This is a genomic window from Myxococcus virescens, from assembly GCF_900101905.1.
Taxonomy (GTDB): Bacteria; Myxococcota; Myxococcia; order Myxococcales; family Myxococcaceae; genus Myxococcus; species Myxococcus virescens.
This window is the reverse complement of the sequence record NZ_FNAJ01000002.1, coordinates 318,139-340,825: the sequence shown is the minus strand read 5'-3', so window position 1 is coordinate 340,825 and position 22,687 is coordinate 318,139. Positions and strand designations below refer to the sequence as shown.

21 protein-coding genes are annotated in these 22,687 nt (G+C 70.6%); 10 read left to right on the top strand and 11 right to left on the bottom strand.

Going from position 1 to position 22,687, the window contains the following annotated elements; genetic code table 11:
* The first annotated feature begins 64 nt into the window (after positions 1-64).
* The 5 genes from glpK (at position 65) to BLU09_RS08050 (ending at position 6,307) form a co-directional block, all read left to right on the top strand.
* The gene (gene glpK / locus BLU09_RS08070; RefSeq protein WP_090487894.1) at positions 65-1,555 is read left to right on the top strand and encodes a glycerol kinase GlpK; all 1,491 of its coding nucleotides are present in this window, start codon (positions 65-67) and stop codon (positions 1,553-1,555) included.
* Positions 1,552-2,913, top strand: coding sequence for a hypothetical protein (locus tag BLU09_RS08065; protein WP_244171524.1), 1,362 nt, complete (start codon positions 1,552-1,554; stop codon positions 2,911-2,913). Before glpK ends, BLU09_RS08065 begins: the two co-directional genes overlap by 4 nt.
* Positions 2,914-2,966: 53 nt before the next feature.
* The gene (locus BLU09_RS08060) at positions 2,967-3,278 is read left to right on the top strand and encodes a 4a-hydroxytetrahydrobiopterin dehydratase (protein WP_090487889.1); all 312 of its coding nucleotides are present in this window, start codon (positions 2,967-2,969) and stop codon (positions 3,276-3,278) included.
* A complete protein-coding gene (locus tag BLU09_RS08055) occupies positions 3,275-4,567 on the top strand; it encodes a hypothetical protein (protein WP_090487887.1) in 1,293 nt (430 codons plus the stop codon). The genes BLU09_RS08060 and BLU09_RS08055 overlap by 4 nt, the downstream gene beginning before the upstream one ends.
* 399 nt (positions 4,568-4,966) lie before the next feature.
* Positions 4,967-6,307 (top strand): hypothetical protein, encoded by a 1,341-nt coding sequence (locus BLU09_RS08050; protein ID WP_244171523.1) that lies wholly within the window; start codon positions 4,967-4,969, stop codon positions 6,305-6,307.
* Between the two features lie 77 nt (positions 6,308-6,384).
* Here the strand turns inward: BLU09_RS08050 and BLU09_RS08045 are convergent, their stop codons facing one another.
* The 7 genes from BLU09_RS08045 to BLU09_RS38695 form a co-directional block, all read right to left on the bottom strand.
* On the bottom strand, positions 6,385-6,786 hold the full coding sequence (locus BLU09_RS08045; RefSeq protein ID WP_090487883.1) for a cell envelope biogenesis protein TolA: 402 nt from the start codon (positions 6,784-6,786) through the stop codon (positions 6,385-6,387).
* Between the two features lie 167 nt (positions 6,787-6,953).
* Positions 6,954-8,042 (bottom strand): succinyl-diaminopimelate desuccinylase, encoded by a 1,089-nt coding sequence (dapE, locus tag BLU09_RS08040; RefSeq protein ID WP_090487882.1) that lies wholly within the window; start codon positions 8,040-8,042, stop codon positions 6,954-6,956.
* A gap of 25 nt (positions 8,043-8,067) precedes the next feature.
* Positions 8,068-8,718 carry a cupin domain-containing protein gene (locus tag BLU09_RS08035; protein ID WP_090487880.1) on the bottom strand — a complete coding sequence of 217 codons (651 nt, stop codon included), beginning with the start codon at positions 8,716-8,718 and terminating at the stop codon, positions 8,068-8,070.
* Between the two features lie 40 nt (positions 8,719-8,758).
* On the bottom strand, positions 8,759-9,583 hold the full coding sequence (locus tag BLU09_RS08030) for a 2,3,4,5-tetrahydropyridine-2,6-dicarboxylate N-succinyltransferase (RefSeq protein ID WP_090487878.1): 825 nt from the start codon (positions 9,581-9,583) through the stop codon (positions 8,759-8,761).
* Between the two features lie 53 nt (positions 9,584-9,636).
* The gene (locus tag BLU09_RS08025) at positions 9,637-9,954 is read right to left on the bottom strand and encodes a hypothetical protein (RefSeq protein WP_244171522.1); all 318 of its coding nucleotides are present in this window, start codon (positions 9,952-9,954) and stop codon (positions 9,637-9,639) included.
* Between the two features lie 224 nt (positions 9,955-10,178).
* The gene (locus BLU09_RS39295; RefSeq protein ID WP_244171521.1) at positions 10,179-10,541 is read right to left on the bottom strand and encodes a hypothetical protein; all 363 of its coding nucleotides are present in this window, start codon (positions 10,539-10,541) and stop codon (positions 10,179-10,181) included.
* A gap of 273 nt (positions 10,542-10,814) precedes the next feature.
* Positions 10,815-11,051: a SelT/SelW/SelH family protein gene (locus BLU09_RS38695; RefSeq protein ID WP_238539988.1), complete on the bottom strand. Its 237-nt coding sequence runs from the start codon at positions 11,049-11,051 to the stop codon at positions 10,815-10,817.
* Between the two features lie 188 nt (positions 11,052-11,239).
* On the opposite strand from BLU09_RS38695, the gene BLU09_RS08015 reads away from it, so the two are divergent.
* Together BLU09_RS08015 and BLU09_RS08010 are read left to right on the top strand one after the other, a co-directional pair.
* Positions 11,240-12,682: a pyridoxal phosphate-dependent decarboxylase family protein gene (locus BLU09_RS08015; RefSeq protein WP_090487875.1), complete on the top strand. Its 1,443-nt coding sequence runs from the start codon at positions 11,240-11,242 to the stop codon at positions 12,680-12,682.
* An 81-nt stretch (positions 12,683-12,763) separates the two neighbouring features.
* Entirely contained in the window at positions 12,764-13,483 is a 720-nt protein-coding gene (locus tag BLU09_RS08010) for a glycosyltransferase family 2 protein (RefSeq protein WP_090487873.1), read from the top strand.
* 41 nt (positions 13,484-13,524) lie between these two features.
* Here BLU09_RS08010 and BLU09_RS08005 read toward each other — a convergent pair whose 3' ends face one another.
* On the bottom strand, positions 13,525-15,624 hold the full coding sequence (locus BLU09_RS08005; protein WP_090487871.1) for a monovalent cation:proton antiporter family protein: 2,100 nt from the start codon (positions 15,622-15,624) through the stop codon (positions 13,525-13,527).
* Positions 15,625-15,763: 139 nt separating this feature from the next.
* Positions 15,764-16,213 carry a hypothetical protein gene (locus BLU09_RS08000; protein WP_244171520.1) on the bottom strand — a complete coding sequence of 150 codons (450 nt, stop codon included), beginning with the start codon at positions 16,211-16,213 and terminating at the stop codon, positions 15,764-15,766.
* A 387-nt stretch (positions 16,214-16,600) separates the two neighbouring features.
* On the opposite strand from BLU09_RS08000, the gene BLU09_RS07995 reads away from it, so the two are divergent.
* The 3 genes from BLU09_RS07995 to BLU09_RS07985 all read left to right on the top strand — a co-directional run bounded on the left by BLU09_RS07995 (position 16,601) and on the right by BLU09_RS07985 (position 20,517).
* Positions 16,601-18,577: a hypothetical protein gene (locus BLU09_RS07995; protein ID WP_090487867.1), complete on the top strand. Its 1,977-nt coding sequence runs from the start codon at positions 16,601-16,603 to the stop codon at positions 18,575-18,577.
* A 184-nt stretch (positions 18,578-18,761) separates the two neighbouring features.
* A complete protein-coding gene (locus BLU09_RS07990; RefSeq protein WP_090487864.1) occupies positions 18,762-19,313 on the top strand; it encodes a putative ABC transporter permease in 552 nt (183 codons plus the stop codon).
* Positions 19,314-19,482: 169 nt separating this feature from the next.
* Entirely contained in the window at positions 19,483-20,517 is a 1,035-nt protein-coding gene (locus BLU09_RS07985) for a rod shape-determining protein (protein WP_011556714.1), read from the top strand.
* 94 nt (positions 20,518-20,611) lie between these two features.
* Here BLU09_RS07985 and BLU09_RS07980 read toward each other — a convergent pair whose 3' ends face one another.
* Positions 20,612-21,346 carry a glutathione S-transferase family protein gene (locus tag BLU09_RS07980; protein WP_186817863.1) on the bottom strand — a complete coding sequence of 245 codons (735 nt, stop codon included), beginning with the start codon at positions 21,344-21,346 and terminating at the stop codon, positions 20,612-20,614.
* Between the two features lie 209 nt (positions 21,347-21,555).
* On the bottom strand, positions 21,556-22,557 hold the full coding sequence (locus BLU09_RS07975) for a zinc-dependent alcohol dehydrogenase family protein (protein WP_244171519.1): 1,002 nt from the start codon (positions 22,555-22,557) through the stop codon (positions 21,556-21,558).
* Positions 22,558-22,687: the final 130 nt, after the last annotated feature.

Genomic DNA, 22,687 nt, shown 5'->3' with positions numbered 1-22,687 from the left:
CCCGGCCCCTCGACTGGAGTAGGGTCCCTCCCCGCTGGCATCCACCATAGGGAGGGCACACCCCATGCCGAAGGCGAAGTACGTCCTGGCCCTGGACCAGGGCACCACTGGAACGCACGTCTCCATCCTCGACACGAAGCTGCAGGTGGTCGGCCGCTCCTACAAGGAGTTCACCCAGCACTTCCCCAAGCCGTCCTGGGTGGAGCACGACCTGGATGAAATCTGGGCCAGCAGTGAATGGTGTATCGCCCGGGCGCTGAAGCACGCGGGCCTTCGCGGCAAGGACATCGCCGCCATCGGCATCACCAACCAGCGCGAGACGACGGGCCTGTGGATGCGCGGCAGCGGACAGCCGCTGTCCCACGCCATCGTCTGGCAGGACCGCCGCACCGCCGAGCAGTGCCGCCGGCTCAAGGAGCAGGGCGTGGAGCCGCGCGTGCGCGAGGTGACGGGGCTGGTGGTGGACCCGTACTTCTCCGGCACCAAGCTCACGTGGATGTTCGACCACCTGAAGGGCGCGCGCGCGAAGGCGGAGAAGGGCGACGTGTGCTTCGGCACCATCGACACCTGGCTCGTCTACAAGCTCACCGGCGGCGCGGCGCACGTCACCGACGTGTCGAACGCCAGCCGCACGCTGCTCATGGATTTGACGACGCTCCAGTGGAGCGACGAGATGCGCGCCATGCTGTCCGTCCCGGCCGCGTGCCTGCCGCAGATTCGCGGCTCCGCGGAGGTGTACGGCACCACGCGTGGCATGCGCAGCCTGCCGGACGGCATCCCCGTGGCGGGCATGGCGGGAGACCAGCAGGCCGCGCTCTTCGGCCAGGCGTGCTTCGAGCCCGGCGAATCCAAGTGCACCTATGGCACCGGCGCCTTCCTGCTGATGAACACCGGCTCGGAGCCGGTGCGCTCGTCGGCGGGCCTGCTCACCACCGTGGCGTGGCGGCTGGGCGGCACCGGCACCACCACGTACGCGCTGGAGGGCAGCAGCTTCATCGCCGGCGCGGCGGTGCAGTGGATGCGCGACGGGCTCAAGGTCATCAAGCGCGCGCCGGACATCGAGGCGCTGGCCGCCAGCGTGAAGGACTCCGGGGACGTCGTCTTCGTGCCCGCGCTGGCCGGACTGGGCGCGCCACACTGGCGGCCCGAGGCGCGCGGCCTCTTCGCCGGCATCGACCGCTCCACCACCGTGGCCCACATGGCGCGCGCGGTGCTGGAGGGCATCGCGCTGCAGATTCATGACCTGGCGGAGGCCATGCGCCGCGACAGCGGGCGGGACATCCCCGTGTTCAAGGCGGACGGCGGCGCGGCGGCCAACAACCTCCTCATGCAGTTCCAGGCGGACGTGCTGGGCGTGCCGCTGGTGCGCCCGCGCAACCTGGAGACGACGAGCCTGGGCGCGGCCTTCCTCGGCGGCCTGGGCGCGGGCATCTGGGACAGCCCCGAGGCCATCCGCCGCGCATGGAAGGCGGAGAAGACGTTCAAGCCGAAGATGAAGTCGGATGCCCGCGAGCGGCACCTGGCGAAGTGGAAGCGGGCCGTGGAGCGCGCGTGAGACAGGCCCCCCAGGTCCTTCGGTTGCTGACGGCGCTTCTGGCGGTGGGCACGGGGGTGGGGTGCCCCATGGGCCCTTGCGAGGAGCACGCGCCCTCCCCCCTCTTCGACGGCGCGATGGTCGGCGTGGGCCAGCCGCAGGCGCTCACCGTCCACGGCGTCTTCAGCAGGTGTGGCTCCTCACAGGAAGACCGGGCGCAGTCCGTCTCCGTGGAGGTGAGGGACCCGCAGAACCGCGTGGTCCCCGCCACCGCGGAGCTGGATGTGCATGGGACGTCCGCCATCGTGCGGTTCACGCCGGAGCAGACGGGGCGCCACCACCTCGTCGTCTCCTTCTCTCCGGTGGGCAGCGTCCGCCAGTCCTCCCTCTACGTGGTGGAGGACCACAGCGCCCAGGCGCCCCTGGCGGAGTTGTCCACCGTGGTGGAGTGCCTCAGCGTGGACCGGACGTCGTCGGGAACGTGGCTGTGCGGCAGCCAGGCGCTGCGCACGCCGGACCAGGAGCCCCAGCCCCTGGGTGACTACTTCGCCCCCGCCGTCGTGGCCGGCGACGTGGTGTGGGTGACGGAGGCCGCCCGGGTGCGCCGCTATGTCGACACGGGAAACGGGCCCCTCGCGACCTCCGCCGATGCGCCCTTCCCCGCCACGGGCGCGCCCGCCGATGCGCCGCCCCATGCGCGGCTCGCCACCGCGACTGAGTTGCTGCTGCTGGATGAAACGCATCTGCACCGCTACGCCTTTTCGGAGGAGGAGGGGCTGCGCGCCATGGGCTCCACGCCCGTTCCCCCCTCGCGGCTGGCCACGTTCAGCGATGACCTCCCCTCGCTGCTGATGCGCGCGGGCGAGCGGCTTCTGGTGGTCCGCATCGCCGAGGCGCCAGCGCCCGCCACCATGGCCATCGAGGCCTGCCCCTACCAGCTCGACGCCGCGGGCGCGCCGCGGCCCGTCCCCGACGAGCCCTGCCACAGCGTCCCCGGACTGCCCGTGGGCCACGAGGAGGGGGTGTTGTGGGCGCGCGCCGCCTCCGGCACGCAGAACCTGGAGCTGCTCCGGTATTCGGCGGCGAGCGGCCGCCTGCGCCTGGACGGCGTCCTGGAGATGACCTCCTCCTTCCAGTTGCAGGGCGCCGAGCGTCTGCGGACGACGGGCTTCGGAGTCCCCGTGGTGTCGCCGGCCGTCGGTTACTCGAGGCCCTCCGCCGTGCCCCGCTGGCGCGCGGAGACGGGCACCGTCGCCCTGGAGCTGCTGCCGTCCCCTGACGGGCGCCAGCCTCCCTTCGTCGGTGGGCGATACTTCCACCTGGAGCACTGGAACATTCTGTACGGCGTGAAAGTGTATGCGCGGCCGTCCACCCCATGACGATGGACGGCGGGTGTCTTCCCTCAAGCCCGGGAGCGGGTAGAAAGGCGGCCATGGCTTCCAAACCCACGCTGCTCGCACCCGAGGCGCTCCAGTCCTTCCTCTCGCAGCACACCGAGTGGAAGCACGAGGGCGGGATGATTCGCCGCACCTTCGAGGCCCCCACCTTCCTCGCCGGCATCGCCTTCGTGGAGCAGGTGGCGCAGGCGGCGGAGAAGGCGGACCACCACCCGGACATCGACATCCGCTGGCGCAAGGTGACGCTGGCGCTCGTCACCCACGACGCCGGGGGCCTCACCGCCCGCGACACCGCACTGGCCGCCGAGGCGGACCGTCTCTTCACGGAGGCCACGCGCGCTCGGTGAGTCCCTCCAGGTCGGTGGCGCGTCCGGCAGGACGCGGTGGCGGGGGGGTGAAAGCGTTCGGGTGCGCGCTGGTGCTGGGCGCCACATCCGCGGCATGGGCGCAGGAGACGCCCCCGCCGCTGGAGCCGCGCCCGGAGCGGCTGTACCTCAACCCCGGCGCGCTGCTGGGCTCCGCGCGCATGGTGGCAATGGGCGGCGCGTACGTGGGCATCGCCGAGGGCGCCGCGGGGCTGCCCAGCAACCTGGCCTCGCTGGCGCACCGGGGTCCGGCCTTGGAGAAGGACTGGGATTTGGGCGTCACCCTGTCCTGGTTGGACCTGCCCTTCACCGGCTCGCGCAAGCGGGACGTGGACAACGACGGGCAGCCCGACGAGTCCCACGACAGCCGGCAGCTGCTGGGCGGCCTGCTGCTCCAGTACAAGCGCTTCGGCATCGGCTTCGCGATGCGCAACAGCGTGGTGTCCTACTGCGCCACGGCCGCGTGCGCGGGGCCCGGTGAGCGCATCCGCGTGTCGCTCACGCAGTCGGTGCTGGCGGGGGCCATGTCCTTTGGCCAGGACGACTTCATCCTCGCGCTGGGCATCTACGCGGCGCAGGCCTCCTTCCGGCTGGACTCCGGAGGCACGGACCTGCGCTACGGCGACACGGGCGTGGCGGTGGACATCCTGTACCGGCCGCATGGGCGCCCCTGGCGCATGGGCGTGACGGTGCGGCCGGAGGTGGTGGGAGACTGGCGGCGCGAGCCGAACCAGCTCCCGGAGCTGGCGGGGCGGACCCTCTTCGGCGCGGTGGTGTCCCCCGCCGTGCTGTCGGTGGGCGCCAGCTGGCGGCTGGGCGAAGGCGCGGAGCGCTACAACCGGCTGTCCCCCGCGGCACGGCGGCAGCTCCTCGTGGAGGGAGACGCGCTGCCGGTGCCGGAAGCCGAGCCCCTGGACGCGCCCGCTGGCCGCTGGCTCATCAGCGCCCAGGTGGACCTCATCTCAAGCGTGGACAACGCGGTGCCCGCGCGCACCTTCGCGTCCACGGCGGACGAGGCCATGGTGGGCAAGGGCACCTCCTTCGCGCCGCGCATCGGCGTGGAGCATGACACGGTGCCGGGCATGATTCGGCTGCGGGCCGGCGCGTACGCGGAGCCGTCCCCGTTCGACAAGCGGCCCGCGCGCCCCCACGTCACCGGCGGCTTCGAGGTGTTCGTCTTCCGCTACTGGGAGGACTGGTCCGTGACGGCCTCCTTCGACCTGGCGCGCCGCTACACCAACGTGGGCCTGTCCGTGGGCTTCTGGCGCTGAGGCACCTCGGGCGCCACGGCCATGGCATGCCAGGCCCCTGATGGGGCAACGGGAGTGCCACCGTTGGGGCGGCATTTCCCACGGTCAGCGGGGCCGCCTCGCGCATCCGGGCGGCCAGGCAGGCAAACGCCCCAGTGGGTGTTGCTGACACAGACACGCATGCCGACCCTCCCCTGGGCGAAGCGGGGGGACTGCATGCATCCAGCGTGGCGATGGGTCCGGACCGTCGTGAGTGCGGCGGTTCTGGGTGGGGCGGGGTTGTGGCTGGGCTGTGGTGGGAAAGACACGAGCGAGCTTCCCGGCGAGGAGCGCTGTACGGAGGCCCCCCCGGGGGACTGCGTCGCGCCTCCCGAAGAAGCACCGGGTTCGGAGACACCTCCTGAAGAGAGGCCACCCGGCGTGCCACCGCCACCCGCGCGTCCGCCACCGCCACCACCGGGGCCGGGCAGCACGCTGTGGATGCAGCGCGAGGGCACGCCCCAGGACGACCTGGCGCTGGGCGCGGCGGTGGATGCCAGCGGCGACCTCCTCACGTTGTCGCTGCATGACATCGATGACCTGGACAGCCTTCAGCCCACGGATAACCGGGCGAAGCTGGTGCTGACGCGGCGCGCGCCCACGGGCGAGCCTCGCTGGCAGAAGGCCTTCGACGTGAGGGCCCCGGAGGCGCCGCTGGAGGTGCGCGCGTTCGTCCGGGGCCGCATCGCCGCGGACCCGGCGGGCGGCATCGTCATCGCCGGCACCACGGAGGGCATCCTGGACCTCCTCAGTCACAAGCTGGGGGATGGCACCTTCGTGGTCCGGATGGACGCGGACGGCAACGTCCTGTGGACGAACACGCCCGCGGGCACCGGCCTCGCGGTGGCGGACCTGGCGGTGGACACCCAGGGACGGACGCTGGTGGCCTTCAACGCGCCGGGCAGCACGGACTTTGGCAACGGCGTCACCGGCGCTGGCGCGGTGGTGGTGACATATGCCCACGGCGGGCTGGCCGAATCCGCCGTGTCCGTGGGCCAGCCCCAGGCGGGCGGGCGCGTGGCGCTCACGACGCTGGCGGTGGATGGCGCCGGGCGCATGGCGGTGGGCGGCCAGTACGAGGGCGCGGTGCGCTTCGGCAGTCAGCAGGTGAGCGCCGCCGAAAGCGGCAGTCCCTTCGTCGCGCTCTACCAGCAGGGCTCGCTGACGTGGACCAAGGCCATGAGCCAGGCACGCGGCACCATGCGCGACGTGGCCATCGACGGCGAGGGCACCGTGGTGGCCGCGGGCCCATTCCTGGGCACCGTGCGCTGGGGTGACATGCAGGTGCCGGGGCATGCGTTCCGGGACACCCCCTTCGTCGTCTCCGCCAAGGCGGAAGGACAGGAGACCTGGGCCAAGGGTCTGGGGGACGGGCTCCAGGTGGACGCGGTCTCGCTGGCGCCCTCCGGAGAGCTGATGGTGGCGGGCTTCACCTTCAACCGCATCGAGAACGGCGTTGCGGGCAAGGACGGCATGGGCTCGGCGCAGCCCGTGGCCCTGCGCTACGACGCGGCGGGCACGTCGCTCCTCACGACGATGTTCCTGTCGGACCCGCCCCAGCCGAGAGGCGAGCTGTATGGCATGGAATCCATTGCCTCCATGGGCGTGCTGCCCGACGGGGACGTCTTCCTCTTCGGTCACACGGACCGCGAGACTGACTTCGGCACCGGACGCCAGAGCCCCGCGCGCGGCGATGTCTTCCTGCTGCGACTGAAGCGCTGAGCGGGCGCCTTCCGAAAACACCAGGGGCCATGGGAGTCCAGCCCCCATGGCCCCGAAGTGCGTGTCCGCGGAACGCCTCAGCGGCGCGTCGTGCGCCGGGCCGGCGACTTCCGGGCGCCGCCACGCGTGGTGGTCCGCTTCGTCGCGGTGCCGCGCGTCCCCGTCTTGCGGGCGGTCCGTCCCGCCGTCCCCGTCTTCCGCGTGGTGGCCTTGCGCGCGCCGCGGCCGGTGGCACGCGTGGCGGACTTGCGCGTAGCGGACTTGCGGGTGGTCGTCTTCCCGCGTGCCGCCGTCTTCTTCGCGCGCGGAGTCCCCCGCTTGGTGGTGGCCTTGCGCGCGGACTTCCGCGTGCTGCCCGTCCGTGAAGCGCTCTTGCGCTTCGTGGCGGTGCGGCGCCGCGGCGTGGGCGCGAGGCCCGCCTCCGCCGGGGAGGGAGAGACATCGTCGGTCAGCTGCGGATTGACGGACTCGTTCGTCATTCAGTCGGCTCCGGTTGGGGAAGACTGCAGGCGATGCATGGACAGGGTACGCCCATGCACGCCAGGGCGTGTGCGGTGAAGGCACGCAGATGAACGACAGCGGACGAATGACGTGCACCGCGCGCGGGCGTCATGCCCCGGAGGGCATGTCCCGCGACGAGTCCTCGTCAGCTCGCGCCCTTGAGGAAGGCCGCGAGCTTCTCATACGCGTCCGCAAGCGGCGGGATGGGCGCGCTCTCGTTGGCCTGATGCGCCTGGGCCGTCTCACCGGGCCCGAAGTTGATGGCATCCACGCCCCACTCGCCGAAGCGCGCCACGTCCGTCCAGGCCTGCTTGGAGGCCGCGGGCAGGCCGGTGAGGGCCATCAACTTCTGGAACAGCGGGTTGCCCGCCACCACCGGGCCGCTGGGCGACGCATCGGTGAACTCCACCTCGGCCCGCCCGGCGACGAGCGCGTGCACGTCCGCCTTAGCCTGTTCGATGCTCTTGCCCGGCGCGAAGCGGTAGTTGAGGTTCAGCTCGAAGGCCTCGGGGATGACGTTGCGCGCGCGGCCCCCCTTGGCGAGCGTGGCGTTGATGACCTCGTAGAACGGGAAGCCGGCGACGTTGACCTCCACGCGCTGACGCCCGAGCAACTCCGCGAGGAACGGCCCCGCCTTGTGGATGGCGTTCTCCCCCTGCCACGGCCGAGCGGAGTGCGCGCTGCGCCCGGTGAAGCGCACGGTGACCTGCATGGAGCCGACACAGCCCACCTGCACCACGCTGTCGGTGGGCTCCATGGCGATGCCGAACCGCACCTTCGCCAGGTCCGGCCGCTTCTCGTACAGCGGAATGAGGCCGCTTTCGGCGTAGGCGCCCTCTTCGCGCTCATAGAAGAGGAAGGCCAGATTCACGGGCAGCGTGTCGCGGCGCAAATCCTCCGCGAGCGCCATCATCACCGCCAACCCGCCCTTCATGTCCGAGGCGCCCAGCCCGAAGACACGCTCGCCCTCGATGCGCGCCTCACGGCCCGCGTCGCTGGGGTGCGCGGGCACCGTGTCCAGGTGCCCGATGAGGGCCACCGTGGGGCGCGCATCCTCCAGCTTGCCGAGGAGCAGCGTGTGGCCGACCCGGAACACCTCTTCCCGCGGGAAGTGCTGGAGCGCCCAGCGCTCCACATGGTCGGCGATGGGCCCTTCCTGGGTGATGGGACTGGGGATGCGGCACAGCTCGAGCGTGGTGCGAGCCAGCCGCGTGGCGAGGTCGATGGAAGCCATACGCCTTCCACCATAGCCCCGGGCGTCAGCCGTCCGCGAACGCTTCCTCGAAGCGCGTCACGCCCTCCAGGACGGAGGCACACAGACACGCCGGCCCTTCCGTCAGCGCCGTGAAGCCATGCGCGCTGCCGTCCGTCTTCTCCAGCTCCTCACCGGGCAAGACCTCGTGCCCTTCATCCTCGCGGAAGCCGCCCTCCAGCACCAGGTTCCACTCGCGGCCGTGGTGCGTGTGCCGGGGGTAGCGCGCCCCCGGGTGGAGCCGGAGGATGGCGGCCATCGTCCCTTCGCGCGCGGGGCCCGTCTCCACCGGCATCAGCTCCGAGCCCTCCACCGGTCCGGGCATCCACGCCGCCGGGTCGCTCACGGCGTCCAGCAGCGCCAGCGCTCGCTCGCGCGACAGGTCGAAGAAGGCCGCCACCCGGTCCGCGAAGCGGGCAAGCCGCCCCGGACCTTCCATCCGGTCCATCAACCGCGCCAGCACCGCGGGCGGCGGCACCACCAGCGACGCCAGCGCCGCGTGCGTGGACACCAGCCGGTCCGCCACCTCGCGGCACCTCGCGCACTCCGCGAGGTGCTGCTCGACGGACGCCCGGACTGGGGCCTCCAGCATCCCCAGTGCCCATTCGGGCAGGATGTCGTCCAGATGGTGCGCCATCGTCACGTTCCGTGCCGTCACACGCCTTCTACGGCGCGCGCGGGCTGCTGGATTTCAGCCTTTACACCGCCACCGCGAAGTCGCGCAGCGCCGCATTGAGGCTGGTCTTCTGGTCGGTGGACTTCGTCCGCTGACCGATGATGAGCGCGCACGGCACCATGTACTTGCCGGCCGGGAACTGCTTCTCCCGCATGCCGGGAATCACCACGCTGCGCGCGGGGACGCGGCCCTTGAAGACACGCTCCTCGGGGCCGGTGACGTCGATGATTTGAGTGGACGCGGTGAGCACCACGTTGGCGCCCAGCACCGCCTCCTCCTCCACCACCACGCCCTCGACGACGATGGAGCGGCTGCCCAGGAAGGCACCGTCCTCGATGATGACGGGTGACGCGGAGGGCGGCTCCAGCACCCCGCCCAGCCCCACGCCGCCGGACAGGTGGACGTGCTTGCCCACCTGGGCGCAGCTGCCCACCGTGGCCCACGTGTCCACCATGGTGCCCGCGCCCACGCGCGCGCCGATGTTCACATAGCCCGGCATCACCACCGCGCCCTTCTCCACGAAGGCGCCGTAGCGCACCGTGCCCGGGGGCACCACGCGCACGCCCGCCGCCTCCAGGCCCTTCTTCAGCGGCACCTTGTCGTAGAACTCGAAGGGCCCCACCTCCATCACCTTCATCTCCGACACGGCGAAGAAGAGGAGGATGGCCTCCTTCACCCAGGCGTTCACCTTCCAGCCGTCCACGCCCTTCTCCGCCACGCGGAGCTCACCCGAGTCCAACCGCGCCAGCGTCTCGCGCACGGCGGCCACGTGGGCCGCGTCCTTCAACAACGTCCGATCCGCGAACGCGGCGGACACCCTCTGGGACAGCTCTTCGATAGGGGCCATGGCGCCTCCTTGAAGCACAAAACCCCGCGCGGCGCCGCACCTGGTTGAAGGGCTCAGACGGGAGTGGACGCCTCGTCCAGCTCGGCCAGCGGCAGGGTCTGCGTGGGAATCTCCGCGTGTGCGCCCTTGTCGGCCGCCACCACCCGGCCCGGCATCTGCCCCTCCAGGAACACCGAACCTCGGGAGACATGCCGCACGCGGGCCAGCGGGAACTCCGTCCACTGCCGGCTGAAGGGCCAGCGCCGCGCGTAGAGGTGTTCCCGGCCAATGAGGGCCACGTAGCCCAGCATCGCCCCGCTTTCGTCCCGAACCCGCAGTCCACTGGTGAGGGAGCGCCGCTCGTAGGGCGACGCGACTGTCGGCCACGCCATGAGTGTCACCTCCTGTGCTCTAAAGCTGGGTGCCCCAGGCCATGTCCGGGAGCGGTCCACCGGGGCCTGATTGCCGCCCGCCTGCCCGGCCGCCTGCCCCGCGTAGTACTCGATTTTTCCTGCCTTGCTTGGGTTGTCGACTGGACGCTTGCATACCCACGGCGAGGGAGTCGGAACGTGAGCGAGCCGTGAGTGGTGCCGTTCACATTCTTGTGAGAGGCATGTCAGGGAAAACCGTCGAAGGGGATGATGAGCGAGTCCCCCCCGTGGCCTCCATGCGCAACGGGCGTGTCCCTGCCTTTGACTCCATAGATGACCGATACGTTCATCAACGGGGGACGGCCCTTCTCGAGCTCATACCGAGCGCAGCAGACCTGCAGCCACGCGACACCGAGCCTCCAGTCATGGCAGCGCTTATTCAGCCCGCCATACTGCAGTGGGATATGCGGTTTCAAACTGCGTGGCGCGCCGAAATCCTGCTCCAGGTACTGGCGCACGCTCTCCAGCGCCTCCGGACAACTCCCCTGTCGGAACGTGGCAATCGCGCCGACGCTCTGAAGCGCACCTTCGCTCGTGAACGAGGACATGAGATGCCCCTGGTATGCCCCCAGGGATACCTTGTTCCCGAGCTTCTCGACCTCGGCGCGAGTCATTGCAGGATGCAGTCGTGCAAAGACAGACTTCTCATCCGCCGCCAGGGTCGTAACCCCAAGAAGAGCAGCAACGCCCAGGACTCTCGTGGCACAGCGCCGTGCAGACATTGAAGGCCCCCCTGCTCAACCATGGCGAATCTCGTCCGCGCGAAGTGGGCGCGTCGCTCGCGCCCAGCATCGCACGAAGCGGCCAAGGCATCCTGCCCGCTACCGCCCCAGCACCTTCGCCACCGCGTCCACCACCTCGTGGTCCGTGGGAAATGCGAGCGACGCCTTCCGGATGACGACCTTGCCATCCACGGCGACCTCGTAGCTTCCCGAAGGGCCCGGCAACAGCTCCGCCTCTACCTCCAGCTCATCCTTCAATGCGGCCGCCGCACGGGCGGCCCGAGGCCTGTAGCCTCAAGCGGTACAGTAGGTAATCGTCACCTTCGGGTCGGCCATGGCCATCCTCCTCACGTGAGCAGGGCACACGGCATGCGCGCCCCATGCGCCAGACTTAGTGCGCGCCGCCACCACACGCCACCCCGCCTGCTCACTCGCCCCTTCTTACCAAGGGTTCTCCGTACACCCGGTAACGGACGAAGGGACCATTCCGCCCTCGAACCGGCACCGCTAGGGTCCGCCGAGCCATGACGGACTTTCGAGCGCGAATCGCCGCCGCCTACGACGCTGACACCTTCCGCCGTGAATCCCACCAGCTGATGGACATGCTCTCCGACTACCTCGCGCGCACCACCCGCGCCGAAGGTCCCGTGCTCCCCTGGGCTGCCCCCGCGGTGAACGTGGACCGCTTCGCCGCGGCCTTCCCCGAAGCGCCCACGGGCGACTTCGCGGACCTCATCACCCGCGTGCTCTCCGGCTCCAACCACCTGCACCACCCACGCTACGTGGGACACCAGGTGACGGCCCCCGTGCCGCTGGCCGCCCTGTGCGACGCGGTGTCCTCCCTGCTCAACAACGGCATGGCCGTATACGAGATGGGCCCCGTCTCCACCGCCATGGAGCGCAACGTCCTGCGCTGGATGGCCGCGCGGCTCGGCCTGCCCGAAACAACCGACGGCGTGCTCACCTCCGGCGGCTCCCTGGGCAACCTCACCGCCCTGCTCGCCGCGCGGCAGGCCAAGGCCGGCTACGACGCATGGAACAGCGGCGCCCACGCCGGCCCGCCCCTCACCGTGCTGGCCGCCCAGACGACGCACTACAGCCTCGCCCGCGCCACCCGCATCATGGGCTTCGGCGAAGGCGGCGTGACGCCCGTCCCCGTGGACGAACACTTCCGCCTGCGCCCCGAAGCACTCGACGCCGCGCTCGATTCCGCCACGCGCGCGGGACGCAAGCCCATCGCCGTGGTGGCCAACGCCGGCTCCACCGCCACCGGCGCCTTCGACCCACTGGAACCCGTGGCCGACTTCTGCGAACGCCACGGCCTCTGGTTCCACGTCGACGGCGCGCACGGCGCCTCCGCCGTCCTCAGCCCCGCCCACCGGCACCTCGTGCGCGGCATCGACCGGGCGGACTCCGTGGTGTGGGACGCCCACAAGGGGCTGCTGATGCCCGCGCTGGTGACGGCCGTCCTCTTCCGCGATGGCGCCCGCTCCTTCGAGTCCTTCTCCCAGGAGGCCAGCTACATCTTCCACGGCGACGCGGAGCGCCCCTGGAGCGACGTGGCCCTGCGCACCCTGGAGTGCACCAAGGAGATGATGGCCCTCAAGGTGTACGCCTGCCTCGCCGTGCTGGGCACCCGGCTCTTCTCCGACGCGGTGACGGAGTCCTACGAGCAGACCCGCCGCTTCGCCCAGCGCCTCGCCGCCGCCAGCGACTTCGAGGTCGCCGTGCCGCCCGAGTGCAACATCCTCTGCTTCCGCCACACGCCCGCGCACGTCCCCGCCGAGCAGTGGGACACCCTCCAGACGAAGCTGCGCGAGCGCCTGGTGACTCGCGGAGATTTCTACCTGGTGCAGACAAAGCTGCCCCGAGGCGTCTATCTCCGTGTCACCCTCATCAACCCGCTCACCACCGACGCGGACCTGGACGCCCTCATGGACACGCTCCGGGCCGCGGCGCTCCGCTGAACGCCGCGCCCCACCCGGCCCACACCTTCCGTGCCAGAAGGTCGCCCCGTGACGCAAAATGCGGTACAGCCGCAAAACGCCATGCTCGTCTCACTCGTCATCCCCGTCTACAACGAGATTCCCACCCTCGCCGAACTGCTGCGCCGCTGCGTCGCCGTCGACTTCCCGAAGGAGCTCGTCCTCATCGACGACTGCTCCAAGGACGGCAGCCGCGAATTCCTGCGCCAGCTTCAGGAGCAGGGCGTGGGCCTGTTGGGCGGTACACCGCGCAATCGCAACGAGGTGCGCGTCCTCTTCCAGGAGAAGAACCAGGGCAAGGGCGCGGCGCTGCGGCGAGGCTTCACCGAAGCCACGGGTGACATCATCATCGTCCAGGACGCGGACCTGGAATACGACCCGCGCGACATCCCCAACGTCATCCAGCCCATCATCGACGGGGTCGCGGACGTCGTCTTCGGCAGCCGCTTCACCGGCACGCCCCGGCGCGTCCTCTATTACTGGCACACCGTGCTGAACAACGTGCTCACCACGCTGTCCAACATGACCAGCGGCCTGAACCTCACCGACATGGAGACCTGCTACAAGGCCTTCCGCGCCGAGGTGCTGCGCTCCGTGCAGGTGGAGGAGGACCGCTTCGGCTTCGAGCCGGAAATCACCGCCAAGGTGGCCCGTGGCCGCTGGCGCGTCTTCGAGGTGCCCATCAGCTACCACGGGCGCACTTACGAAGAGGGCAAGAAGATTGGCTGGAAGGACGGCGTCCGCGCCCTCTACGCCATCGCCAAGTACAGCGTGAAGCGGTAGGCCCCGGGGGCGGAGCGTACGCCGCCCCCAGGCCCGTGTCCCTACACCTGGGCGCCCGTCGGCTCCGGCTCCGAGGCGGGCGCCGGTGCGCCGGTGAGCAGGCTCTTGGCGGCCTCCACCGCGTCCTGCGTGCCCGTCAGCGCCAGCACGTCACCCGGCTGCAGCACCTCCTGCGCGGACGGCACGGACACGCTCGAGTCCCCGCGCCGGATGGCCAGCACCGTGGCCCCCGTGAGGCCGCGGAGGTTCACCTCGGCCAGCGTCTTCCCCGCCGCGGGACTGGAGGCCTCCAGCCGCACGGGCACGGGCTCGCCCAGGCCCGGGAGCACCTTGGAGACGTGGTCCAGCGCGTGCTCATCCGCGCCCGGCTCTCGCGAGTGGGACTGCGCCGCCAGCGCCTCCACGATGACCTGCGCGCCCGCGCGGACGTGGCCGTGCAGGTTGGTGGCGCCTCGCCAGAACGTCACGCCCAGCGCACCAATCAGGGCCAGCACGACGAGCGGGCCCATGGCGCCCCGGAGGAAGGGCTGCGTAATCGCCACCACGGGCACGCTCACCAGCAGGATGATGCCCAGTTGCAGCGTCACCAGCAGCACGCGCCGGGGCGCCGCCGCCAGGTCCACCCGCCCGTCCTTCCGCCCGGGCAGCGCCGCCTCCGCCAGCTCCTCGCCCAACCGGCGCGCCACCTGCACCACGCCCACCAGGAACGGGATGGAGAGCAGCACCGCGCCGCCCAGGATGATGTAGCGGGACAGGTTCTCATCGATGCCCAGCCGCTGCTCGATGAGGGAGCCCAGCTTGCCCGCCGTCAACGACGTGCCAATCACCAGGACAATCAGCAGCACGGCGTCCAGCACCATCAACCGCGCCAGCCGCCGCACCGAGGCCCCGAACGTCTGGCGCCGGGGCGCGTCGCGCAGCCGCTCGACCCAGGTGCCGTACAACGTCGCGAACGTCTGCAGCGGCTTGGGCAGCTTGCGGTCCACATAGCTGGCCACCGGCCCCGACACGCGAATCAGCAGGGGCGTCGTGAGCGTCGTAATCGCGGAGACGGCCACCGCCACCGGGTAGATGAAGTTGCCCGTGGCCTTCAGCGACAGGCCCAGGCCCGCGATGATGAAGGAGAACTCGCCAATCTGCGCCAGGCTCATGCCCGCCTGCACGGAGGTCCGGGTGCTGTGCCCCGTGAGGAACGCGCCCAGCGTCACGCTGAAGAGCTTGCCAACGATGACCACGACCGTGAGCACCAGGATGGCGGCCCAGTGCTCCGCGATGAGCGCCGGGTTGATGAGCATGCCCACGGACACGAAGAAGATGGCCGCGAAGATGTCCTTCACCGGCTGCACCAGGTGCTCCACCACCTTCTCCTCGCCGGACTCCGCCACCAGCGAGCCCGCCAGGAAGGCCCCCAGCGCCACCGAATACCCGAAGGCCTGCGCCAGCAGCGCCACCGCGAAGCAGATGCCCACGCTGGCGACCAGGGTCGTCTCCGGCTTGTTGAGCTTCACCACGTAGCGCACCGCGCGGGGGATGATGAACAGCCCCACCACCACCAGCCCGACGAGGAACGCCACCAGGCGGCCCGTCGTCAACGACAGCTCCCCCACGGACAGGCCGGTGCCGGAGGAGATGGCCGTCAGCGTCGCCATCAGGAGGACGGCGATGAGGTCCTCGACGATGAGGACGCCCACCACCAGCTCCCGCAGCCGGCCCCGGATGTTCTGCTCGTCGAAGGCCTTGGCGATGATGGTGGTGCTGGACACGGAGATGAGCGCGCCCGTGAAGAGGCTCTCCAGGGTGGTCCACCCGAAGGCGCGCCCCACCACGAAGCCCAGCCAAATCATGATGCTGCATTGGATGACGGCGGTGACACCCGCCGTGGGGCCCACGGCGAACAGCTTGCGGAGGCTGAACTCCAACCCCAACGAGAACATCAGGAGGATGACGCCCAGCTCCGAGAGCGTCGTCACCACCTCCGGGTTGGCGACGAGCGGAATCGGCAGGTACGGGCCGACGACGAGGCCGGCCAGGATGTAGCCCAGCACCACGGGCTGGCGAAGCTTCTGGAAGAGGACCGTCGTCACTGCCGCGACGCACAGGACGACGGCAATGGCTTGGAGGACCTCGTGGGCTCCATGCATCGGTACACCTCGAAAAAAACAACCTAGCGGAAGATTGAGGTTCGGCCCGGCCCGGCGGTATGCGTCGGACCGCGCATCATGCGGGAGGAAACAAAGAAGGCAGGCGCGTTACCCGCCGGCCCGACTCCGAGCGAAGTCTTCAGCCGCGCCCGGGAGGCCCGCGCAACGACTGGGTGACGAGCGTCGGCCGGTCACCGGCGTTGCCTGCTCGCACCATCCGGGCCGCGGAGCGCAGCAGCCGGACGGTGTCGGTGGCAACGGCCCGCCGCCGTTCTCGAGCCTGACGGTGGGCTTCATGGAAGCCCGGCTGGAAGGACTCTCGTACCCGGCCCAGGGTCGGTTTCGTCTTCACCCCGGCCGAGGCGCTCATCACCGCGGCCCAGGTGTCGCTCCCCACCCCAGCCAGGCGCCCACAGCGCAACTGGCGGGTGCGCTTGCCCACGAAGGCCACGCCGCGCCGGTCCACCCGCGCGCCGTTTCTCTCAGAGGGCCCGTACTCGGCGTGGGCCTCGGCGGCCACCACCCATTCCAGCGCGTTGATCCCCGGCACGGACGCAAGCGCCGTGCCCAGGGCGATGGCCAGCAGCATCCCGCGCGCGCGTCGCCCGGGTGGGGATAGCGGGGCTGTCGGGCTCGCGGGGCACATCCGCTTCTCCTGTATTACGCGGGTGCCACCCAGTAAAGCGCTCCCCCGCGGCGGGAAAACGCCAATCCAGCGCTCGGCGGCCAGGTTTCTGCCGCGCCGACGAAACTCTTCCGCCTCATTTCCTGAGAATCCCCGCAGCCCTCACAGCGTACCCGCTCTTTCTAAAGGGCAGGAATCGTCCATGCCTGCTTTCAAGACTCGACACTGCTGAGGGCTTCGGCTGGCCCGCCACAAGGCCCCAGCCGGCACCACACCCTGAAGCGCGCACGCGCCGCGTCCCGCCCCCGCGAGACGACCCACGGCCGTGACAGCCTGGAGAAGGAAGCCCCCATGGGAATCGGAAAACTGATTGGCGGAGCGGCGGACGCGGCGAAGCGGGCCGCCGAGGCCGCGGCGAAGCGTGCGGCGGAGGCGGCCCGGCGCGCGGCGGAGGCGGCGGCGCGCAAGGCCGCGGAGGCCGCGGAGCAGGCGGCGGCCAAGGCGCAGGAGGCCAAGGAGAAGGTCTCCAACGCGGCCCAGGAGCGGGCCCGGGACGTCTTCGAGGGCGCCAAGGACAAGGCCGGTGACGCCGTGGGCGGCGTGGCCAACGCCACCAAGAACGTCGTGGGTGGCGTGGCCAACGCGACGCAGAACGTCGTCGAGGGCGCCAAGGACAAGGCCGGTGACGCCGTGGGCGGCGTGGCCAACGCCACCAAGAACGTCGTGGGCGGCGTGGCCAACGCGACGCAGAACGTCGTCGAAGGAACCAAGGACCGGGTGCAGGACGCGGCGGGCAACGTGCGCAACGCCGCCGGTGACGTGTTCGAGGCGGGCCGCACCGCGACCCAGCGCACGCTGAGCGCCACGGGCACCGCGGCCGCCGTCACCGCGAATGGCCTGGGCAATGTCCTCAAGGATGCGGCGGAGCGGGCGGGCCCGGTGCTCGACAAGGCGACCGACATCGCCGCGGACGGCCTGGACGTGGCGGGCCGGGCCATCCAGGACGCGCCCACGCTCAACCCCCTGCAGGGCATCACCAACGACATCATCGGCGGGGCGCTCCAGGGCACCGCGGACGTGGTGCGGGACCCGGTGGACACGGCCCGGGCCATTGGCGACGCGGTCAACCTCAACCGGCAGGTGGACCAGCTCAAGCCGGGTGAGAGCACCTCCATCAGCCTCTACGCCGAGGCCAACGGCGCCACGCTGGCCGGCAAGGTGAAGGGCACCCTGGGCGTCAGCCGCAGTGAGGAAGAGGGCGGCGGCTACACGGTGTCCGTCACCGGCGAGGTGGGCGCGGGCGTCGCGGCCAAGCTGGGCGCCAAGGGCGCGGCGGACGCGGGCGCGGAGGCCTTCGGCACCGCCGGGGCCACGGTGGAGTTCAAGTTCGACACGGCCGAGGAGGCCAAGAACGCCACCCGCATCATCGCGGCCTCCACCGCCACCGCGGGCGCCACCGCGAGCAACCCCGTGCTGGGCGCCGGCGTGAACCACGTCCTTGGGGATCCGCTGTCGGACCTGGCGGGCCTGACGAAGAACATGAGCGCCGTGGAGTTCAAGCTGGGCGCCGAGGCCAGCGTCAACGCCGAGCTGGGCATGAAGGGCCTGCCGGAGGCCATCAGCGCGGGCGCCGGCGCGAGTGCCGGAGTCAACCAGAGCACCACGGCCCGCATCGAGATGGAGGGCGGCAAGCCCCAGAAGCTGACCCTCAAGCAGAGCCTCGAAATCAACGCCAACGCCAGCGCGTCCGCGGGCGTGGGCATCCCCACCGGTGGCGGGGACTCCGTGTCGCTGCCCACCAACGCATCCGCGGGGGTGTCCGGTTCGCTCGGCGTGGAGCTGGAGCAGAGCGTGGAGCTGCCCGAGGGCTTCAACCCGACCGACTTCATCAAGGACCCGAAGGGCACCGCTCGCGAGATTGGCGCCAGCGTGCGTGACACCCATGAGGCCAAGCTGACGCTGACCGACTCGCGTCAGGCCAACGCGTCCGCGCTGGGCCTGGGCGGCGCGACGGGCCGCGAGGTGAAGGCGGAAATCAGCGGCAACATCAACGACATCGCCACCAGCGGCGCCTTCGGCAGCATCGCCCGGGGCGACGTGGGCCAGGCGCTGAACCAGCTCAAGGACAAGGTCGAAATCAAGGCCACCGTCCAGGACAAGCACAAGGTCACCGGCGACTTTGGCGTGGGCGTCCACGCGGGCGTGGGCGGCGGCGAGGTGGGCCTGTCCACCGAGCGCACCTACGCGGGCGAGTCGCAGGACCTCAACGCGGCCCAGCTCGCCGAGCTGTACCTCACGCAGCGCTGGTCGGCCGGCATCCCGGGCTGAGCCGGCGCTGTCGGGGGCCCGCCCGCCCTGGGCGGGCTCCTGGGCGTGTGGGCCCGTGTCGTCCGAGTTGGAGTCCCCCTGGGGACAGGCACACCGTCCGCCATGGCACAGCCGAGGCAGGCGGCCAGCACCGACCCCAGGGGGCGGGAGTGCCCCTTCTGCGGGGCAGCCTTAGCTTTCCGAAGTGCTTTCAAGATTCCTCGTCTATGGGTGCGTGGGCTGGGTGCTCGAGGTGATGTTCACCGGCACGGGGGCCGCGCTGAAGAAGGACCGGAACGCCACGGCGCGCACCTACCTGTGGATGCACCCCATCTACGGAGGCACGGCGCTGGCGCTGGAAGAGGTCTCCGCCCGGCTCAAGCCCCTGCCCCGGCCGCTGCGGGCCCTGGTCTACACGGGGCTCATCTTCGGCGCGGAGTACGGCACGGGCTGGTTGCTCAAGCGCCTGCTCGGCCGCTGCCCGTGGGACTACGCGCCGCACAGGTGGAGCGTACACGGCCTCATCCGCCTGGATTACGCCCCGGCCTGGTACCTTACCGCCCTGCTGTTCGAGCCCGTGCGTGACACGCTGCTCCACGTCACCAGCGAGGCCCTGCGCCAGACGCCGGAGTACCGCGACGCCGAGGCCCAGGGGACGCTGCCGCCCACGGCGCTCCCCGAGGAGAAGCCGCTGGAGGCGGGGCTGGTGGCGGCGCGCTTCGAGTCGGCGCAGGCCGAGCCCACCCCCATCCCCTGAGCGCTGGAAGCGCCGCGCCTGCGTCCGCTGGCCGACTGCCCCCCAGGCGGATGTGAACGCCGCTACCGGCTTTTCTTCCTCCGTGCTGCGTCGCGTAGTACCTTGGCCCGCGCCTGCCCCCGCGATGACGGGGAAATTCCGCCGACCCCCCGAAAGTTCCCGCCCCCGTATGTTTGACTGGCTTCACACCCTCTTCTCGCGTGACCTCGCCATCGACCTCGGCACGGCGAACACGCTCATCTACATCCGCGGCCAGGGCATCGTCTCCAACGAGCCCTCGGTGGTGGCCGTCCAGCAGGACGCGCGCGGGGGCAAGAAGGTCCTCGCGGTGGGCAAGGAAGCCAAGGAAATGCTCGGGCGCACCCCGGGCAACATCGTGGCCATCCGTCCGATGAAGGACGGCGTCATCGCGGACTTTGAAATCACGGCCGCGATGCTGCGCTACTTCATCCAGAGCGCGCACAACCGCAAGACGCTCGTCAATCCGCGCATCATCATCGGCATCCCCTCCGGCATCACCGAGGTGGAGCGCCGCGCGGTGCGCGAGGCGGCGGCCAACGCGGGCGCCCGCGAGGTCTACCTCATCGAGCAGCCCATGGCGGCGGCCATTGGCGCGGGCCTTCCGGTGACGGAGCCCAGCGGCAACATGATAGTGGACATCGGCGGTGGCACGTCCGACGTCGCGGTCATCAGCCTCGCCGGCATCGTGTTCGCCAAGAGCGTGCGCATCGGCGGCGACAAGCTGGACGAGGCCATCATCCAGTACGTCAAGCGCAAGTACAACCTGCTCATCGGTGAGCGCACGGCGGAGCTCATCAAGATGGGCATTGGCACCGCGTACCCGACGGACGAGGTCATGACCATGGAGATCAAGGGTCGCGACCTGGTGGCCGGCGTGCCGCGCACGCTGACGGTGTCCAGCGACGAAGTGCGTGACGCGCTGGCGGAGCCCGTCAACGGCATCGTCGAGGCGGTGAAGCTCACGCTGGAGCGCACCCCGCCCGAGCTCGCCGGCGACATCGCCGACCGCGGCATCGTCCTGGCCGGTGGCGGCGCGCTGCTGAAGAACCTGGACACGCTGCTGCGCGAGGAGACGGGCCTGCCCGTGTTCCTGGCCGAGGACCCGCTCTCCGCCGTCGTGATTGGCGCGGGCAAGGCGCTGGAGTCGCTCGACATCCTCCGGCAGGTCTGCCAGCCGGGCTGAGCCTCCGGGCTTCGGCTCCACGGCGCCACCTCTCACGAGGCTGGCGCCGTTTCGCGTTTCAGGGTGCTGTCTGGCAGGTCCGCGCGCGCGTGGTTCAGGGGCGGCGGTGCTTCGCGTAGAGGCCGTCCCGCCACTCGAGCAGGTCCGGGAAGCGGGCGGCGAGCGCCGCGTCGCTCCACACCGCTCGCGTCCCAGGCCCCAGGGGAAGGTAGCCGTCGTCCACCGCCCTCACGAACTGGAGCATCAGCGCGGCCGTGATGTCCGCGTAGCTGAAGCGCGACAGCAGGTAGTCCCGGCCGCCCAGGGCTTCACGCAGGCGCTCCAGCGTGGGGATGACCTTCTCATGGACGGCGGCGGCGATGTCCACGGGAGCCTGGTGCTTGCGGGCCACGAAGCGCGCGCCCAGCCTCGCGGACGGTGCCAGGACCGACCGGAGCCCCGCGGGCAGGAAGGCGGGAAGGCTCTCCACCTGGGCCTGACGACTCTCCAGCAACGCCGCTACCACCTTGGCGCGCGCCGCGGAGAGCACCTGCTCGCTGTCGTCCTCCCAGCGCTGAATCACCGGGAGGTCCGCGGCGGGAAAGAGTGGCTCCCCCTGCCCCAGCTCCTCCGCGCGCCGCGCGATGACGAACGAGCCGGGAAAGGCCTCGCCCTCGTCGATGAGCAAGGGAACGGCGGGCCGCACGCCACGCGGCGTACGCCAGCGCAGCAGCGGCTCGCCGATGAGCGGCAGGTGTTCGCGGTAGCGATAGGCGACACGGTGGTGGTCCAACGCCCAACGGGTCTTCTCCGTCCAGGGCGAGTAACTGAGTCCATGGAGTGTGCGCATGCCGCCCGGGACAGTACGCCCGGGCGCCTGCGCCACTCCAGGCCCGCTGACGCTTCAACCCCTCGCAGCGCCGCCTGAACCCATCGTTATGTCTTCCACCAACGCATGGCGTGGTCTTTCACCCTCGCACGCGTCTGTCTTTCGTCCTGGAGCACCACCACCGGCCCCCCCCGGTCGCGTCGGGGCGCACGATTCGCCGTGGGTCCAGGTCAAGCCGTGATGACCAGCTTGCCAAACGGTCCGCGGTCCAGGTGTTCGAGCGCCGTGGGCAGCGCATCGAGTGAATAGACAGTGTCGACCACGGGCTTCAATGCCAGCCGGTCCACCGCGCGCACCAGGTTCTCCAGCCCGCGCCGGTGTCCGACGAAGATGCCCTGGATGACGCCGGAGCTCAGGAACAAGGGCTGCACCGGGAAGCGGCTCTCGAAGCCCTCGAACACGCCGATGAGCGAGACGCGCCCATCCGACGCGAGCGCCTTCACCGACCGGCCCAGGTTCTCCCCGCCCACCAACTCCAGGATGTGGTCGGCCCCCGCGCCTCGCGTCAGCTCGAGCACCGCCGTATGCCACTCCGGAGTGTGGCGACGATGGATGCCGTGCGCGGCGCCCAGGGCCTTCACGCGGGCCAGCTTGTCCTCGTCCCCCGAGAGCACGATGACCTCCGCGCCCATGGCGGCGGCAAGCTGCACCGCGAACAGGGACACGCCGCCCGTGCCCTGCGTCACCACCGTGTGCCCCGGACGCAGCCCGCCCAGCTCCACCAGGGACGTCCACGCGGTGAGGCCGGCGCACGGCAACGTGCTCGCCTGCACGTCATCGAGTGTTTCGGGAGACGCCACCAGCCACTGCTCCGGCATGACGACGTACTCGGCCAGCACGCCCGGCGCGTTTCCGCCCAGGCTGCGCACCGTCCCACGCGGCACGGGCCCGTCCACCCAATCCGTCTGGAAGTTGGCGATGACGCGCGCCCCTTCCTTGAAGCGCTGCACGCCCGCGCCCGCCGCGACCACCACGCCCGCCATGTCCGAAGCCGGCGTGAAGGGCTGGTGCGCCGTCAGGGAGCCACCTCCGTCGAGCATCAGCTTCTCGCGGTAGTTGAGGGAGACCGCCGACACGCGAATCAACACCTCACCAGCACCCGGAGAGGGAATCGCCACCTCCGCCAGTTCCAGGTGCGCCCGTCCCGCCTGCTTCGCCTGCCAACGCTTCATCGTCGCGCCCATCGTCCGCTCCGCGTCCTGCATGAAAGTGATGCGGGAGCTATACGGACGAGGCAGCGTCGTCAGTGGCGACACTTTGTCGAGTCACTGGAGACGCGCAGGCACCAATAGGAGCAGCGTC

Coding starts and splice junctions, on each gene's coding strand:
- BLU09_RS07975 (WP_244171519.1), bottom strand. CDS start 22,557: ATGAAGCGTTGGCAGGCGAAGCAGGCGGGACGGGCGCACCTGGAACTG.
- BLU09_RS07980 (WP_186817863.1), bottom strand. CDS start 21,346: ATGCGCACACTCCATGGACTCAGTTACTCGCCCTGGACGGAGAAGACC.
- BLU09_RS08005 (WP_090487871.1), bottom strand. CDS start 15,624: ATGCATGGAGCCCACGAGGTCCTCCAAGCCATTGCCGTCGTCCTGTGC.
- BLU09_RS39295 (WP_244171521.1), bottom strand. CDS start 10,541: ATGTCCTCGTTCACGAGCGAAGGTGCGCTTCAGAGCGTCGGCGCGATT.
- BLU09_RS08010 (WP_090487873.1), top strand. CDS start 12,764: ATGCTCGTCTCACTCGTCATCCCCGTCTACAACGAGATTCCCACCCTC.
- BLU09_RS08025 (WP_244171522.1), bottom strand. CDS start 9,954: ATGGCGTGGCCGACAGTCGCGTCGCCCTACGAGCGGCGCTCCCTCACC.
- dapE (WP_090487882.1), bottom strand. CDS start 8,042: ATGGCTTCCATCGACCTCGCCACGCGGCTGGCTCGCACCACGCTCGAG.
- BLU09_RS07995 (WP_090487867.1), top strand. CDS start 16,601: ATGGGAATCGGAAAACTGATTGGCGGAGCGGCGGACGCGGCGAAGCGG.
- BLU09_RS07985 (WP_011556714.1), top strand. CDS start 19,483: ATGTTTGACTGGCTTCACACCCTCTTCTCGCGTGACCTCGCCATCGAC.
- BLU09_RS08000 (WP_244171520.1), bottom strand. CDS start 16,213: ATGCTGCTGGCCATCGCCCTGGGCACGGCGCTTGCGTCCGTGCCGGGG.
- BLU09_RS08060 (WP_090487889.1), top strand. CDS start 2,967: ATGGCTTCCAAACCCACGCTGCTCGCACCCGAGGCGCTCCAGTCCTTC.
- BLU09_RS08015 (WP_090487875.1), top strand. CDS start 11,240: ATGACGGACTTTCGAGCGCGAATCGCCGCCGCCTACGACGCTGACACC.
- glpK (WP_090487894.1), top strand. CDS start 65: ATGCCGAAGGCGAAGTACGTCCTGGCCCTGGACCAGGGCACCACTGGA.
- BLU09_RS08045 (WP_090487883.1), bottom strand. CDS start 6,786: ATGACGAACGAGTCCGTCAATCCGCAGCTGACCGACGATGTCTCTCCC.
- BLU09_RS08030 (WP_090487878.1), bottom strand. CDS start 9,583: ATGGCCCCTATCGAAGAGCTGTCCCAGAGGGTGTCCGCCGCGTTCGCG.